This is a genomic window from Haloprofundus salinisoli (assembly GCF_020097815.1).
GTDB classification, from domain to species: Archaea; Halobacteriota; Halobacteria; order Halobacteriales; family Haloferacaceae; genus Haloprofundus; species Haloprofundus salinisoli.
In genome coordinates, this window is sequence record NZ_CP083663.1 from 1,104,546 (window position 1) to 1,119,289 (window position 14,744).

The window sequence follows — 14,744 nt, forward strand, 5'->3', positions numbered from 1 at the left end:
GATTTGTCCCCGGAGAGCGCAGGAGACGCGCGCTCGGTCGTTGACGGGCGGTCCGTCGGTGCCGAGCGGTTCGCCAGGCTCGAACGGTTCGCCGCTATCGGGCGGTCCAGCCGCCGTCGACGGCGAGACACGCGCCGGTCACGTAACTGGCGGCGTCGCTGGCGAGGAAGACGACCGGCCCCGCGAGCTCCTCGGGGTCGGCGAAGCGGTCCAGCGGCGTCCGGTCGACGATGGACTGTCTCAGTTTCTCGTTCTCGCGCACCTCCGCGGTGAGGTCGGTGGCGACGTAGCCCGGCGCGACGACGTTGGCGCGCACGTCGGGGGCCCAGTCGAGCGCGATACTCTTCGTGACGCCGACGAGGCCGTGTTTCGAGGCGACGTAGGGATGTTGCCGCGGCAGGCCGACGACGCCGCCGACGCTGGCGACGTTGACGAGCGAGCCACCGTCGCTCTCGGCGAGGTGTTCGGCCGCCTCCTGCGCGCAGCGGAACGCTCCGCGGAGATTGACGTCGAGGACGAAGTCGTAGCCGTCGGGGTCGACGTTTTCCGGTCGGCCGAGCGCCGCGGCCGGGTTGACGCCTGCGTTGTTGACGACGACGTCGACGCCGCCGAAGGCGTCGGCCGTCTGCTCGAACAACGCTCGGATGTCGTCGTCGTCGGTCACGTCCGTCGGGACGACGAGGCTCTCAACGCCGTGGGATTCGACGGTTTCGGCCGCCGCTTCGACGTCCGATTCGGTTCGGGAGGTCGGAACGACCGTCGCGCCGGCGGAGGCGAGTCCTTCGGCGATGGCGAGACCGATACCTCTCGTCCCGCCGGTGACGACGGCGACGCGACCGGTGAGGTCGAACTGGTCGAGCGCGTTCATCGGCCGGCCTCCTCGGAATCCGACTCGCGGTCCCAGTGGTTCACGCGCTCCTCCTTCTCGCGCGTCCGGAGCTTCTGCTTCTGTATCTTCCCGGTGGGTGTGTACGGGAACTCCTCAACGAACTCGATGTATCGGGGTAGTTTGAACGACGCGAGCTGTTCGCGGCACGTCTCGACGACCTCCTCTTCGGTTAGCTGGTGGCCCTTCTTGACGCGAACGAGCGCCTTGACGACTTCCGTGTAGAACTCGTCGGGACTCGGGATGACCGCCACCTCGTCGACGGCGTCGAGCGCCTTGATGACGCCTTCGACCTCGTACGAGGAGATGTTCTCGCCGGCCCGCCGGACGATGTCCTTCTTGCGGTCGAGGAAGTAGACGAAGCCGTCCTCGTCGAGTTTGCCGTAGTCGCCCGTGTAGAACCAGCCGTCGTGGACGGCTTCGTCGGTCTTGTCGGGTTGGCGGTGGTAGCCCGCCATCAGCGCCGGGCAGCTCTGGATTATCTCGCCTTTCTCGCCGGTCGGAACGGAGTCGCCGTCGTCGTCGACGACCTTGATTCGCTTTTCGGCGGGTGGGAGGCCGATACTGCCGATGCGGCGCTTCTCGGGGTCTGTCGGGTTGAGCATCAGAAGCGGGTCCTCGGTGAGCGAGTAGCCCTCGACGACGCGGAGACCGAAGCGCTCCTCGAACGGTTCGATGAGCTCCGGCGGCGTCCCGGCCGAGAAGACGAGTTCGACCGGGTTCTCGCTGTCATCCGGTGACTCGGCGACGTTGTCGAGCATCTTCAGCATGCTCCCCATCGCGTTGAACTCCGTCACGCCGTGTTCGCGGCACCAGTCCCACCAGCGCGAAGAGGAGAACCGCTCGTAGATGACGACTTCCGCGCCCGCCGCCGCCGCACCGAGCGTCGAGTAAATCTGGGCGTTCGCGTGGAACAGCGGCAGCGCGGTGAACAGGGTGTCTTCGTGGGTGAAGCCCATCCGCTTCTGGAAGTCGACTGCACTCAGCGTCCAGTTCTCGTGCTGGCACTCGACGGCCTTCGGCGGCCCCGTCGTCCCCGAGGTGTACATGTGGAGGCCGACCGAGCTCTCGTCGCCGTCGTGGGGGTCGATCTCGGTCGACTGGTCGGCCGCCAGCGCCGGCAGCGACTCGTAATCGCCGACGGCCTCCGTCGTCAGGATTCGCTCGACGGTCGTCCCCTCGACGGCTTTCTCCGCCACGTCGAGGAGGTCCGGCGTCGTGACGAGCAGCTCGGGCCGCGAGAGGTCCAGCGAGTGCCGCAGTTCGTCGGGTTTGTACTCGGGGTTCGACGGCGCGGTGACGCTGTCGAGATAGCCGTCGGCGAACATGAGAAACAGGAACTCGGGGCAGTTCGGCAGGAAGAGACCGACGGCGTCGCCCGCCTCGACGCCCACCGACGACAACGCGTTCGCGTACCGCTTCGACTCCTCGGCCGTCCCCTCGTAGCTGTATCGGGCGTCCGGAAACGTCAGAAACGACTTCTCCGGCGTCTTCTCCACCCGGCTTTCGAGCAGTGCTTCGATGCGCATTCGTAGCCGAGGGTACGTCCATCCACCACATGTAGATTGTTATTCGTGAACATTTATCTCAGAGCGCAGGCACGTCGCTCGTCAACATTTATCACAGTACGGCGTTCGGAAGTCGTATGGTGCGCGAACACCGGTACGAGGCTGCTCGATTCGTCTGGGGCGAGGACGCCATCGGTCGCCTGGACGGTCTACTGTCGGAGGCGGGCGTCGAACGAGCGATGGTGGTCTGCGGCGAACACGTCGGCGCGAACGAGGAACTGATGGGCGCAGTCGGCGACGCCCTCGGCGAGCGTCACGTCCACACCTACGCCGGATCGCGGGGCGACACGCCGCTCAGGACGGTGGAGACGGGCGTCGAGGCGTTCTTCGAACACGACGCCGACAGCCTCGTGAGCGTCGGCGGCGGGAGCGCAAGCGACACCGCGAAGGCGATCTCCGTCTTCGCTGCCGAGAGCGGTCGAGACCTCCACGAGATGAAGACGCAGACGACGGCGGACGGAGAGTCCTACGTTCCCGACCTCCCCGCGCCGAAGACGCCCGTCTTTTCGGTGTCGACGACGCTGTCGGCCGCCGAGGTGTCGAACATATTCGGCGTCACCGACGAAGAAGCGGGGGAGAAGGCGGTGATTCTCGACAAGAAGATTCGGCCGCGGGCCTGCATCTACGACTCGGCGGCGACGGCGACGACGCCGCCGGCGACGATAGCCAGCACGGGGATGAACGCCCTCGACCACGCGGTGGAGATTCTCTACTCCGACGGCCACGCCGAGAACCCGTTCTACCAGGCGACCGCCGAGAAAGCCATCGACCTGCTCGTGACGAACCTCCCGGCGGCTGTCAACGACGGCGACCCCGAGGCGCTCGTGGACGCGCAGCTCGGCGCGGGCCTCAGCGGCCTCGGCATCGTCGGCGGCATCAGCATCAACCACGGCATCAACCACCCGCTCTGCGCGCGCCACCCCGTCTCTCACGGCGACGGGAACAGCATCCTCCTACCGCACGGCATCCGCTTCACCTACGACGCGGTGCCCGAGCGGATGGCCCGACTCGCCAGCGCGCTGAGCGTCGAGGTGGAGGGCGACTCGGCGACCGACGAGGCGACGCTGGAGGCGATGTGCGATGTGATTCGAGAGCTACAGGAGGAAATCGGCGTGCCCTACCGTCTGCGCGACGTGGGCGTCGACCGCGACGACTTCGAGGCGATGGCGAAGATCGCGGCGCACGACTCGGCGATAGCCAACAACCCGAAGCGGGTCACCGAGTCGGATATCGTCGCCATCCTCGAAGCGGCGTGGTGAGGCGGCAGTAGTGCTCGAAAGCCGTCAGATGCGGCGCTCCTCGCCTTCCCAGTACTGTTCGCGGAGTTCCGTCTTGAGCACTTTCCCGTAGGAACTGCGCGGGAGTTCGTCGACGACTTCGACGGTCTTCGGTTTCTTGTACGCCGCCAGTGCCCCAACACAGCGCGCTTCGATCTCCGCGGCAAGCGTGTCGGCGTCGATATCGACCCCTGGCCGCGGTTCGACGACCGCGGTCACCTTCTCGCCCCAGTAGTCGTCGGGGACGCCGATGACCGCGGCGTTCGAGACGGCCTCGTGGCCGATGACGACCTCCTCGACTTCCCGGGGGAAGACGTTCATCCCGCCGGAGATTATCATGTCCTTCTTGCGGTCCATGATGTAGAGGTAACCCGCCTCGTCCACGCGGCCGATATCGCCGGTGTGGAGCCACCGGTCTGAGAACGTCGCCTCCGTCTCCTCGGGGAGGTTCAGGTAACCCGGCGTGACGTGCGGCCCCGTCACCACCACCTCGCCGGGGTCGCCGGACGGGATGTCTCCGCCCTCGTCGTCGACGATGCGGACGTGGGCGACGTCGACCTCGCGCCCGGCCGAGGCGAGTCGGTCCCCGTCGCCGTCGAGCGCCCGACGGTGGTCCTCGTGGTCGAGCAGCGTAATCAGCATCGGACACTCCATCTGCCCGTACGACTGGACGAACACGTCGCCGAGGCGGTCGATCCCCTCGGCGAGTCGCGCGGCGCTCATCGGCGACCCCGCGTAGTAGACGTTCTTCAGCGAACTCGTGTCGCGGCCGCCGTCGTAGTTGTCGAGCAGTTTGTACACCATCGTCGGCGCGAGAAACACCGTGGTGACGCCGCGAGACTCGACCGCGTCGAGGAATCGGTCGGGGGCGAAGCCGTCTTCGAGGTGGTTCGCGCCGCCCGCCAACACGGTCGACTCGACCAGAAAGCCGGAACCGTGGGTGAGCGGCGCGGCGTGCAGCGTCACCTCGTCCGCCCGCTGGTCGAGCGCGTCCCTCAGCGCGAGCGCCGTCGAGAGCCACGTCCCGTGGGTGTGCTGGACGCCTTTCGGCCGACCCGTCGTCCCCGAGGTGTACATCACCGCGCAGGGGTCGTCGAGCGAGACGTCGGCGGGGCGGTCGGTCGGGTCGGCGTCCAGAAGGGAGTCGTAGGAGTGCGCGCTCTCGCCCCACGCCCCGGAGAGCCTCCCGTCTTCGCTCCCGACGACCACCGTCGCGCGCACCGCCGACTCCATCTCCGCGCGGTGGTCGGCGAACGACGCCTCCGTGACCAGCACCTTCGCGTCCGCGTCGTCGACGAGCATACCTTGTTCGCGGGGCGTGAGCATCGAGTTCAGGGGGACTTTGCTCGCACCGAGTCGGTAGAGCGCGAACGACGTCTCGACGAACGCCGCGTGGTTGCGCGTGAGTACGGCGACCCGGTCGCCGCGTTCGACGCCGAGTTCGGTCAGCCCGCCGGCCAGTCGGCGAACTCGGTCGGCGAGCTCCCGGTACGTTCGCTCTCCGTCCGCGCCTCGGCCCGACAGCGCGACGGCGTCGGGATGGTGTCGCGCCGCCCGCTCCAGCGCGTGTTCGAGATTCATGATACTCGGTAGCACCTAACGAGAAGATAAACGTTCGCCTCGAGCGAGCAGTTATGGTGGGTGTTCGCGTACCGCAGACCGATGTCAGGGCCAGTTCGGTACTACGACGACCTCTCGGTCGGCGACACGTTCGAGACCCGCGGGCGCACCATCACGGAGACGCATCTCGTCACCCACGCCGGGAACACCGGCGACATGAACGAACTCCAGATGAACGCCGCCTACGCCGCCGACACCGAGTTCGGCGAGCGGCCGGTCCACGCGCCGCTGACGTACTCGGTGATGGAGGGGCTCATCACGAGCGACTTCAGAAACGAGGCGTCGAACGTCTGCTACTACGGCCTCGACTCGATGCGGATCCCCGCGCCGACGTTCGTCGGCGACACGATTACGGTCAACAGAGAAGTCGTCGACAAGCGCGATAAGTCGCCGGGCGGCATCGTGACGTTCCGCGACGAGGTGACGACCGACGACGGCCGGACGGTGCTCGTCTGCGAGACGCTGGAGTACATTCGGACGCGCCCGGAAGTGGAGTAGACGGCTCTGTCAAAGTCTCGAGTCGTGACAGAGCTCGCGTGCTGAGTAGAGGGCGCACATACCTCCAAGAAGGAGGTGTTTATCGACGTGCATTATCCTGATGAACTGATGGCTGTCGCGACGACGGAGTGATGCTCAGTGAGTCCACGGGAACAGCACATACACTAATCCCTCGCACTGATTGGACCGCGAGTCATGACTAACCTGCTGAGAAATACATCCTCTCTACCCAGCAGAACCCCGTCAAACTATCACTGATTGAGGGTGTCACCAGGGCCGAGCAAACCAACCGCCAAAACCGGCCGTCCGTTCAGCCTGCCGGGTCAGCCGTCGGCGGCCGAGCGCCGCCGGAAGAAACTCGTGATTCGCAGCGTCAACACGGTTTCATCCGCTTGATTCGAGACGGTCTGTTCGACGGTGACGAGACCGCGGTCGGGTTTCGACGCCGACGCCCGTTTGCCGACGATCTCGACGCGGACCGAGAGCGTGTCGCCGGCGCGGACCGGCGCGAGGAAGTTCGCCTCCTCGATGCCGGTGCCGCCCATCACCGACGTCTGTGCGTAGAAGTCGTCGGTGACGAGGCGGTTCGCCAGCGCCATCGTGTGCAACCCGCTGGCGACGAGTTCGTCGAACACCGACTCCTCGACGGCCTCGGCGTCGACGTGGAACGGCTGGGGGTCGTAGCGGTCGGCGAAGCCGATTATCTCCGCTCGGGTCACCGTTCGTCCACTCGTCTCGAACGCGTCGCCGACGGCCAACTCCTCGAAGTGCAGCGTCTCCATCGCCTTCATCGACTCACCACGCCCGCGTCCCCTCGATTACTTCCCGGGCGTACGCGACGAGTTTCGGCGTCCCCTCGTCCATGGCGGCGTACAGCGGGTCGTCGCTGTCGCCGGCTAGGTGTCGCGCGTAGAACATCTCGCAGACCGCCGCCAGTTTGTACGTCGCCAGCGCCAGATAGAACGTCGAGTGCTCGACGGCGACACCCGAGCGCTCCTCGTAGCGCGCGGCGAGTTCGCGGCGGGTCGGATACCCCTCGCGCGCCGTGAACGACGGCATCAGTTCGGGAATCGGCGGCTCGTCATCGGGGTCGTCGTGCCAAAACAGGAGCATCCATCCCAGATCCGACAGCGGCGCGCCGAGCGTCGAGAGCTCCCAGTCGACGACGGCGTTGACCCGCGGCGGCGTCCCCGGGGCGAGGATGACGTTGTCGAGCTTGTAATCCCCGTGGACGAGCGTGTGCTCGGGAGCGTCGGGGACGTTGTCGGCGAGCCATGACTCCACCTCGTCGCGGCCCGGAAGTCCTTCCGGGCGCTCGGTCCGCCCCGCGGCCCACGCCATCTGCTTGCCCCAGCGGTCGACCTGCCGGTCGAGGTAGCCCTCCGGGCGGCCGAACCCCCCGAGACCCACGGAGTCGACGTCGAGGGCGTGAATCGCCGCCAGCGAGTCGACGAGTTCGCGCCCGAGTTCCGCCCGGCGGTCGGGAGTCGCAAAGCGCTCGGGTTCCTCGAGGCGGACGACGTCGCCGTCGACGCGCTCCATCAGGTAGAACTCGCCGCCGATTACCGAGTCGTCCTCGCAGTACAGCACCGTCGGCGGGACGGGGACGTCGGTTCCCTGCAGGGCGTCCATCACCCGGAACTCCCGACCCACGTCGTGGGCGGTGTCCGCGGTGTCGCCCGGCGGCGGTCGGCGCAACACGAGATCGCGGTCGCCCCACGCGACGAACAGCGTCTCGTTGGAGTGGCCCTCCTGGTGCCACTCAACCGAAAACGTCCCCACGTCGCCGAGTTCGGACGTGAGGTACGTCCGGAGTCGGCGCTCGTCGACGAGTCGTTCCTCGTAGCTCCGCTCGTTGGTCATCGATAGCAGTTGACGAACCACCCTCTAAAACGCACCGCCGAACCGGTCGACGCTCCGAACGCTTTTGCTCAGCGCTCGACGCCGACGACGTCGAGAACCTCGCGCAGGTCGTCGACGCGGTAGTCGACGGCGGGACCGTTGTCGGCACCGTACGCAACGGTCGACAGTCCGGCGTCGGCCGCTCCCTCCATATCGTGCTCGTAGCGGTCGCCGACCATCAGCGCCGTCTCCGGCGGGACGTCGGCGGCCGCGAGCGCCGCCTCGAACATCGCCCGGTCGGGTTTCGTCCGGCCGACCGACTCGGAGGTCGTCACCGAGTCGAACGCGTCTGTGAGGCCGAACACGTCGAAGATGAGATACGCCTCGGCGGTGTCGATGTCGCTGACGACGCCGACGTGACGGTCCGAGTCGCCGAGTCGCTCGACCGTCTCGACGGCACCCGGATTCGGCCGCAGTGTCTCGCGCTGGACGCGCTCGAACAGCGGTGTCCACTCGTCGGCCGGGACGGAGTCGCCGACGAGGGCGTCGACGGCGTGGCCGTAGGCCGTGCGCGAGGACCGGAACGCGGTCCCCTCCCGTTCGTGGAAGTGGCGGCCGACTTCGGTTCGCCAGGTCTCCAACGCCGCGTCGACGGGTATCGAGAGCTCGTAGGCGTCGTCGAGCGCCTCGACGAACCGTCGATGAGATTCGCGCGCGGAGTCGACGTCGAGGAGCACCCCGCCGATGTCCCAGAACACGGCCCGCCAGTCGTTCGTGTCGTCGTTCACGCCCGGTCGGTTGGCGGGCCACCGCGATGAACCCTCCGGCGGGTGCGGTGGGGCGTGTCGGGGGCGCGACGGGGGCCGTCGGAGAGGCGGCGGACGACCGAACCCTACCGGTGTCGGCAGAACTAATGGGGGTGACTACCGTCTATCACGGTAGATTATGTCATCCACGGAGCTGACCCTTCGACCGTTCTTCTGGCGCGCGACGAAGCTCTTTCCCGAGAAGGAGGTCGTCTCGCGCGGCCCGGACGGGATGACCCACTACACCTACCGCGAGTTCGGCGAGCGGGCTCGAAAACTCGCCGGGGCGCTGTCGGCGCTCGGCGTCGAGCCCGGCGACCGGGTCGGGACGGTCGGCTGGAACACCCACCGCCACTACGAGGCGTACTTCGCCATCCCGCTGATGGGCGCACAACTGCACACCATCAACGCGGTCCTCCCCGACGACCACGTGGAGTACATCGTCGAGGACGCCGGCGACGAAGTGCTGCTCGTCGACCCCGGTGAGCCGTTCGAGACCGTCGAGCGACTCTGGGACCGCTTCGACGGCGTCCGCGAGGTCATCGTGCTGGACGACCACGTCCCCGAGACGGAGCTCGACTGCGTCACCGCCTACGAGGCGTTCGTCGCCGACGCCGACCCGGTGGAGTGGCCCGACCTCTCGGAGGACCAGCCGGCGGGGATGTGCTACACCTCCGGAACGACCGGGAAGCCGAAGGGCGTCGAGTACACCCAGAAGATGATATACAGCCACGCGATGATGGTGGCGACGCCGTCGGCGCTCGGCGTCGACGAGAGCGACGTGGTGATGCACGTCGTCCCGATGTACCACGTCAACTCCTGGGAGCTACCGTTCTCGACGGCGATGGCGGGCGCAAAGCAGGTGTACCCGGGGCCGTCGCCGGACGCCGAGACGCTCGCGCGACTCATCGAGGAGGAGGGCGTGACGCTCACCGCCGGCGTGCCGACCGTCTGGATAAATCTGCTCGATTACCTCGACGACCACGACGTCGACATCAGCAGCCTCGAACGCATCGTCGTCGGCGGCAGCGCCGCCCCGAGCGCCGTGATGCGCCGCTTCGAGGACGACTACGACGTCACTATCGAGCACGCGTGGGGGATGACCGAGACGATGAGCATCGGCAGCGTCTCGCGGCCCAAATCCGGAATGCGCGAGTGGGACCGCGAGCAGCGCTTCGAGAAGCGGGCCAAACAGGGGCTGCTCTCGCCGGGGATGGAGATGAAACTCGTCGGCGACGACGGCGAGGAGGTGCCCTGGGACGGCGAGACCGCCGGCGAGCTGTACGTCCGCGGGCCGACCGTCGTCGACGAGTACTACAACCGTCCGGAGGCCAACGAGGGGAGTTTCGAGGACGGCTGGTTGAAGACCGGCGACATCGCCGTCGTCGACGGGGACGGCTACCTCGAACTCGTCGACCGGGCGAAAGACGTCATCAAAAGCGGCGGCGAGTGGATTTCGAGCATCGAACTGGAGAACGCGCTCCTGGAACACGACGGCGTGCTCGAAGCCGCCGTCATCGGGGTGCCGCACGAGCGCTGGCGCGAGCGACCGGTCGCCTGCGTCCAGCGGAAACCGGGGGGGTCGCTCTCGGCCGACGACGTGCTCGCGTTCCTCGGAGAGCGCTACCCGCGGTGGTGGCTCCCCGACAACGTCGTGTTCGTCGAGGAGGTCCCCAAGACCGCGACCGGGAAGTTCGACAAGAAACAGCTCCGCGACGAGTACGGCGACGCCGACCTCCCGTACGCGCCGGGCGAGGGTGAGAAGACGGGCGACGAACGGGAGGCCGAGGACGCGGCGAGCGGCGAGACACCGGCGTCCGACGGCGACCGGTGACGATGAGTTCGACTGACGGCGGTCAGTCACGGCGGGGACGAGACGGCCTCGGGCCGCGGGAACGAAACGGCTCTGGGAGGTGTCCCGCGTGTACTCGTGGGTGAAGCGCTCGAACGTCTACTACGGGTGGTTCGTCGCGCTCGCGTGCTTTCTCGGCGCGACGGTCGTCTTCGGCGTCTCGTACTCCTTCGGCGTGTTCTTCGACCGGATGCTCGTCGAGTTCGGGCGCTCCCGCGGCGAGACGTCGCTCATATTCGGCGTCCAGACGTTCGTAATGTACGTCGGAGCGGCCGTCGTCGGCGGCTTCGTCGACCGCTACGGGACGCGGCCGCTGCTCTTGGCGTCGATGGGCTTTCTCACCGTCGGACTGGGTGGTCTCGCGCTGAGCACGTCGTTCTGGCAGGTGCTCCTGTTCTACGGCGTCGTCACGTCGCTCGGCCTGAGCGTCGTCTATGTCGTCGCCTTTGCGACGGTGCCGCGGTGGTTCGAGCGCCGTCGGGGGTTCGCCGGCGGTATCGCCAGTTCGGGGACGGGCGTCGGTATGTTGGTCGCCACGCCCGCCGCCTCGGCGCTCATTCTCGCCGTCGGCTGGCGCTGGACGTACGGACTGTTTCTCGTCGCAGCGCTGGCGATGCTCGCCGTCGCCGCCGCGCTCGTCGCCGACAGTCCGCGCCGCCTCAACGTGAACGCCGACGTGGAGTTCGACGGCGGCGCACCCGTCGAACGCGAGGTGATGCCGTGGCGGACCCAGTTCCGCGAGACGGTGGCCGTCGCGCGAACCCCCGCGTTTCTGCTCGTGCTGTTCGGGTGGGTGTTCATCTACGCGTCGCTGTACGTCGTCTTCGCGCACCTCGTCGTCTACACGGCCGACGCGGGACTCGGCCGCGGCGTCGGCGTCTGGGGGCTCACCCTCGTCGGCGCGGCGACTAGCGTCGCCCGCCTCGGTATCGGCGGCGTCGCCGACAGACTCGGTCGGACGCGGGTGTTCGTCGCCTGTTCGGCGACGATGGGCCTGTCGACCATCGTGCTGGCGGCGACGGAGTCGGCGGTGGCGGTGCTCGCGTTCGCGCTGGTGTACGGGGCCGCCTACGGCGGCAACGGTGCGCTGTTGTCGCCGCTCACCGCCGATCTGTTCGGTGCGGAGAACATCAACGTCGTCTTCGGTCTCGTCTCCGTCTCGTTCGCCATCTCGGGGCTCTTGGCCCCGCCGTCTGCGGGTCTCGTCTACGACGCCTTCTCGAGTTACGCGCCCGCCTTCGTCGCCTCGGGGGTTCTCGGCGTCCTCGGCGCGGCGATGGTCGGCGTCGCCGACCGGTTGACGACGGCCGCCTCCTGAGTGTTCTACGTTATTCGATGTGAATCGCCGGGCGGAACGGCACCGCCGCCGACGCTCTGTCGCCGGGGTCGTAAGCGTCCTCGCCCTCGGCGTACAGTTCGACGTCGGCGCCGAACTCGTGGGCGAGGAAGCCGGTCGCCTCCTCGTAGGCGGCGTACTCGTCCATCTCGGCCATCGCGTCGACCGTCTCGTCGTCCCGGCCGCGGACGACCTCCACGAGGTCCTGCACCAGTTGGTTGACCTCGTTACCCTTCTCGCGCAGGTCGGGGTTCTGCATCACCTGTCCCATCACCGCGCCCACGTCGTCGCCGGCGTCGGCGACCACGTCGAACACCGCTCGCTTCCAGTCGGCGGCGACGTACACGCGGACCACCTCGGGGTCCGTCTCGGTGACGCCGACGATGTCGCGCACGTCGTCGGTCAGGCGCTCGATCTGGCGCTCCTGAATCTCGACGTCGGGTCGAATCAAGTCCTCGTCCACCTCGGGCCACGGCGCGTCCTCGGCGGCCGTGCCGGTCAACTGCTCGTGCAGTTCGTTGGCCATGAACGGGACGAACGGCGCGAGGAGGCGCAGGCGCGTCTCCAGCACCTTCCGGAGCGTCCAGCGCGCGCCCGGTCGGTCGGTGTCGGTCCGGCGGCGATACCAGCGCAGGTTCTCCTCGAAGCCGTAGAAGGCGGCCTGACTCGCGCTGCGCGTCTCGGAGTTCTCCATCGACTCGGTGACGCTCTCGACGGTCGCCTGCAGTTTCGACAGCAGCCAGCGGTCGACGTGTTCGAGGTCCTCCTCGCCCTCGGGGCCGTCTCGCGGCCGTCCGCCGCTCGACCCTTCTTCTGACTGGGGTTCCGCGCTCTCGACGAGTTCTTGTGCGCGGTTCCAGAAGCGTTCCAACTGGCTGCGGACGCTCTCGACCTGGTCGTCGCGCCAGTCGTAGTCCTGCCACGGCTCCGCCGAGTTGAGCAGGAAGAAGCGGACGGTGTCCGCGCCGTAGTTCTCGATGGCGGTGCCGGGGAGGACGACGTGACCCTTCGAGGAGGACATCTTCTGTCCCTCCAGCAGTCCCATCCCCATCACGACGATGCCCTGCGGCCAGTTCGGTTCGTCGAACAGCTCGGCGTGGTGGAACAGGTAGAACGTCAGGTGGTTCGAGATGAGGTCGTTCGCCGAGAAGCGGTAGCTCACGGGGTACCAGTAGTCCCACTCCTCGCGCAGTTCCAGTGCGCGCTCGTCGGGGTCGGAGACGGCCTCCGCGCCGTAGAACAGCGTGTCGAAGAACTCTCTGGTCAACTCCTCGGTCGGCACGTCCCGCAGGCGGTGGGCGACCGTGTAGTAGGACATGTAGATGGTCGAGTCCGACAGCGGTTCGATGACGAAGTCGGTGTCCCACGGCAGCCGCGTCCCCAGCCCGTAGTTGCGGATGCAGGGCCACTCGTTCAGCCAGTCGATGGTGTGGTCGTACTCGCCGCGGGTGTTCTCCGGGATGGCGTCCATCCCGTCGACGACGCGCTTCGTCTTCGCCTTCCAGTCCTCGTCGTTGTAACGCAGGAACCACGTGTCTTGCTCGGCGACGACGACGTCGCCGCCGCAGCGGCAGACGACCTCCTCGGAGAACTCGTACATCGAGTCGAACGCGCCGGAGTCGCGGTAGTCCTCGCGGAACTGGTCGCGGATGTCCTCGACGACCTCGCCGGCGTACTCGCCGTACATGTCGAGCATCGCGCCGCCGTGGAACTCCTTGTTGTAGAGCTCCTTCGTCGCCTCCGCCAGCGCCGGATCGTCGGAGGACTCGATTTCCCGGGACTCGACGGCGACCCGCGCGGGAATCTCGCCGTAGTCCTCGATCTCGAGGATGGGAACGGGGTCGATGGCGTCGACTTCCGCGGGGTCGATTCCATACTGCTCCATCCGCTCGGCGTCGGCTTTCGCCTCCCGCAGCGCCACGTAGTCGTCCGGCGAGTGCGCGGGCACGGACATGACGACACCCGTCGCGTTGTCGGCGTCGACGAACGAGGCGGGCAGCACGAGCACCTCGTCGTCGGTGACGGGGTTGGTGACGCGCTTGCCGACGAGTTCCTCCCCGCTGACCGTCTCGTGTACCTCCACGTCGTAGGCTTGCAGGCGCAGTTTCTCGGCCGCTTCGGCGGAGACGAACCACGACTCGCCATTCACGTCGGCGACGACGTACTCGGCGTCGGGGTCGATGTAGGCGTTCGTGACGCCGTACACCGTCTCGGGGCGGAGGGTGGCCATCGGGGCGACGACCGTCTCACCGTCCCGCTCGAAGGAGAATCGAACCAGCGTGTACTCCTGGTACTCGGCGGTTTCGCCCTCCAGCAGGTCGTGGGTCGTCACCGGCTGCTTCTCGTTCGTGCAGTACTTGACCGGGTGTAGGCCCTTCTCCAGCAGCCCGCGGTCTTTCAGCGTCTCGTACTGCCAGGTGATGAACTTCGAGTAGCGCTCGTCGTTCGTCGTGAACTCGCGTCGCCAGTCGACCGACAGGCCGAGCGACTTCATTCCCTTCTTGTAGTGCTGTTCGATGAAGTGGCGGGCGAAGCCCATCGGCGTCTCCAGTTCCTGCAGCGTCTCCTCGGGGACGTTGTACGTGTCCTTCAGGACGCTCAGTTGCTTCTCCTCGCCCTTCTTCAGACGCTCGACGGCACCGATGATGGGCGTGCCGGTGACGTGCCACCCCATCGGGAACAGGACGTTGTCGCCCTGCTGTCGTCGGTAACGGGCGTAGACGTCGGGGACGGTGTACGTCCGGGCGTGACCGATGTGCATGCCGCCGCTGGGATACGGATACGGCACCGTGATGAACGTCGTCTCCTCGTCGTCGGGGGCGTCGGCGGGGTCGGCCTCGTATCGGCCCGTCTCGGCCCAGCGCTCCCGCCAGCGCTCTTCGAGTTCCTGCGGGTCGTAATCCATACCCGACCTTGAGGGAGGCAGACTAAAATAACTCCTATACTTGACTTGTGAGACTGTCGGATGGCGGCAAAAGTTGCGTCAGGAGCTAGCACGCGACGAACGGCGTCGTGGGGGGCCGAATCGGCCTCGGACGACCGGCGGCGTCGGGTCGTCT

11 protein-coding genes are annotated in these 14,744 nt (G+C 67.2%); 4 read left to right on the top strand and 7 right to left on the bottom strand.

Annotation, left to right across the window (positions count from 1 at the left end; genetic code table 11):
• Positions 1-94: 94 nt before the first annotated feature.
• Both LAQ73_RS05860 and LAQ73_RS05865 read right to left on the bottom strand, forming a co-directional pair.
• Positions 95-868, bottom strand: coding sequence for an SDR family NAD(P)-dependent oxidoreductase (locus LAQ73_RS05860; RefSeq protein WP_224270302.1), 774 nt, complete (start codon positions 866-868; stop codon positions 95-97).
• The gene (locus tag LAQ73_RS05865; RefSeq protein WP_224270303.1) at positions 865-2,415 is read right to left on the bottom strand and encodes a class I adenylate-forming enzyme family protein; all 1,551 of its coding nucleotides are present in this window, start codon (positions 2,413-2,415) and stop codon (positions 865-867) included. The genes LAQ73_RS05860 and LAQ73_RS05865 overlap by 4 nt, the downstream gene beginning before the upstream one ends.
• 116 nt (positions 2,416-2,531) lie before the next feature.
• On the opposite strand from LAQ73_RS05865, the gene LAQ73_RS05870 reads away from it, so the two are divergent.
• Entirely contained in the window at positions 2,532-3,713 is a 1,182-nt protein-coding gene (locus tag LAQ73_RS05870; protein ID WP_224270304.1) for an iron-containing alcohol dehydrogenase family protein, read from the top strand.
• Between the two features lie 24 nt (positions 3,714-3,737).
• Here LAQ73_RS05870 and LAQ73_RS05875 read toward each other — a convergent pair whose 3' ends face one another.
• The gene (locus LAQ73_RS05875; protein WP_224270305.1) at positions 3,738-5,312 is read right to left on the bottom strand and encodes an AMP-binding protein; all 1,575 of its coding nucleotides are present in this window, start codon (positions 5,310-5,312) and stop codon (positions 3,738-3,740) included.
• Between the two features lie 81 nt (positions 5,313-5,393).
• Between LAQ73_RS05875 and LAQ73_RS05880 the strand changes: the two genes are divergently transcribed.
• Positions 5,394-5,849, top strand: a complete 456-nt coding sequence (locus LAQ73_RS05880; protein ID WP_224270306.1) for a MaoC/PaaZ C-terminal domain-containing protein — start codon at positions 5,394-5,396, stop codon at positions 5,847-5,849.
• A gap of 323 nt (positions 5,850-6,172) precedes the next feature.
• Here the strand turns inward: LAQ73_RS05880 and LAQ73_RS05885 are convergent, their stop codons facing one another.
• The 3 genes from LAQ73_RS05885 to LAQ73_RS05895 all read right to left on the bottom strand — a co-directional run bounded on the left by LAQ73_RS05885 (position 6,173) and on the right by LAQ73_RS05895 (position 8,479).
• Entirely contained in the window at positions 6,173-6,640 is a 468-nt protein-coding gene (locus LAQ73_RS05885; protein WP_224270307.1) for a MaoC family dehydratase, read from the bottom strand.
• A 4-nt stretch (positions 6,641-6,644) separates the two neighbouring features.
• The gene (locus LAQ73_RS05890) at positions 6,645-7,712 is read right to left on the bottom strand and encodes a phosphotransferase family protein (RefSeq protein WP_224270308.1); all 1,068 of its coding nucleotides are present in this window, start codon (positions 7,710-7,712) and stop codon (positions 6,645-6,647) included.
• Between the two features lie 68 nt (positions 7,713-7,780).
• Positions 7,781-8,479: an HAD family hydrolase gene (locus LAQ73_RS05895; RefSeq protein WP_224270309.1), complete on the bottom strand. Its 699-nt coding sequence runs from the start codon at positions 8,477-8,479 to the stop codon at positions 7,781-7,783.
• Positions 8,480-8,636: 157 nt separating this feature from the next.
• Between LAQ73_RS05895 and LAQ73_RS05900 the strand changes: the two genes are divergently transcribed.
• Positions 8,637-10,331, top strand: coding sequence for a long-chain fatty acid--CoA ligase (locus tag LAQ73_RS05900; protein WP_224270310.1), 1,695 nt, complete (start codon positions 8,637-8,639; stop codon positions 10,329-10,331).
• A gap of 88 nt (positions 10,332-10,419) precedes the next feature.
• On the top strand, positions 10,420-11,667 hold the full coding sequence (locus LAQ73_RS05905) for an MFS transporter (protein WP_224270311.1): 1,248 nt from the start codon (positions 10,420-10,422) through the stop codon (positions 11,665-11,667).
• Positions 11,668-11,677: 10 nt separating this feature from the next.
• Here the strand turns inward: LAQ73_RS05905 and leuS are convergent, their stop codons facing one another.
• Positions 11,678-14,590 carry a leucine--tRNA ligase gene (gene leuS / locus LAQ73_RS05910; protein WP_224270312.1) on the bottom strand — a complete coding sequence of 971 codons (2,913 nt, stop codon included), beginning with the start codon at positions 14,588-14,590 and terminating at the stop codon, positions 11,678-11,680.
• Positions 14,591-14,744: the final 154 nt, after the last annotated feature.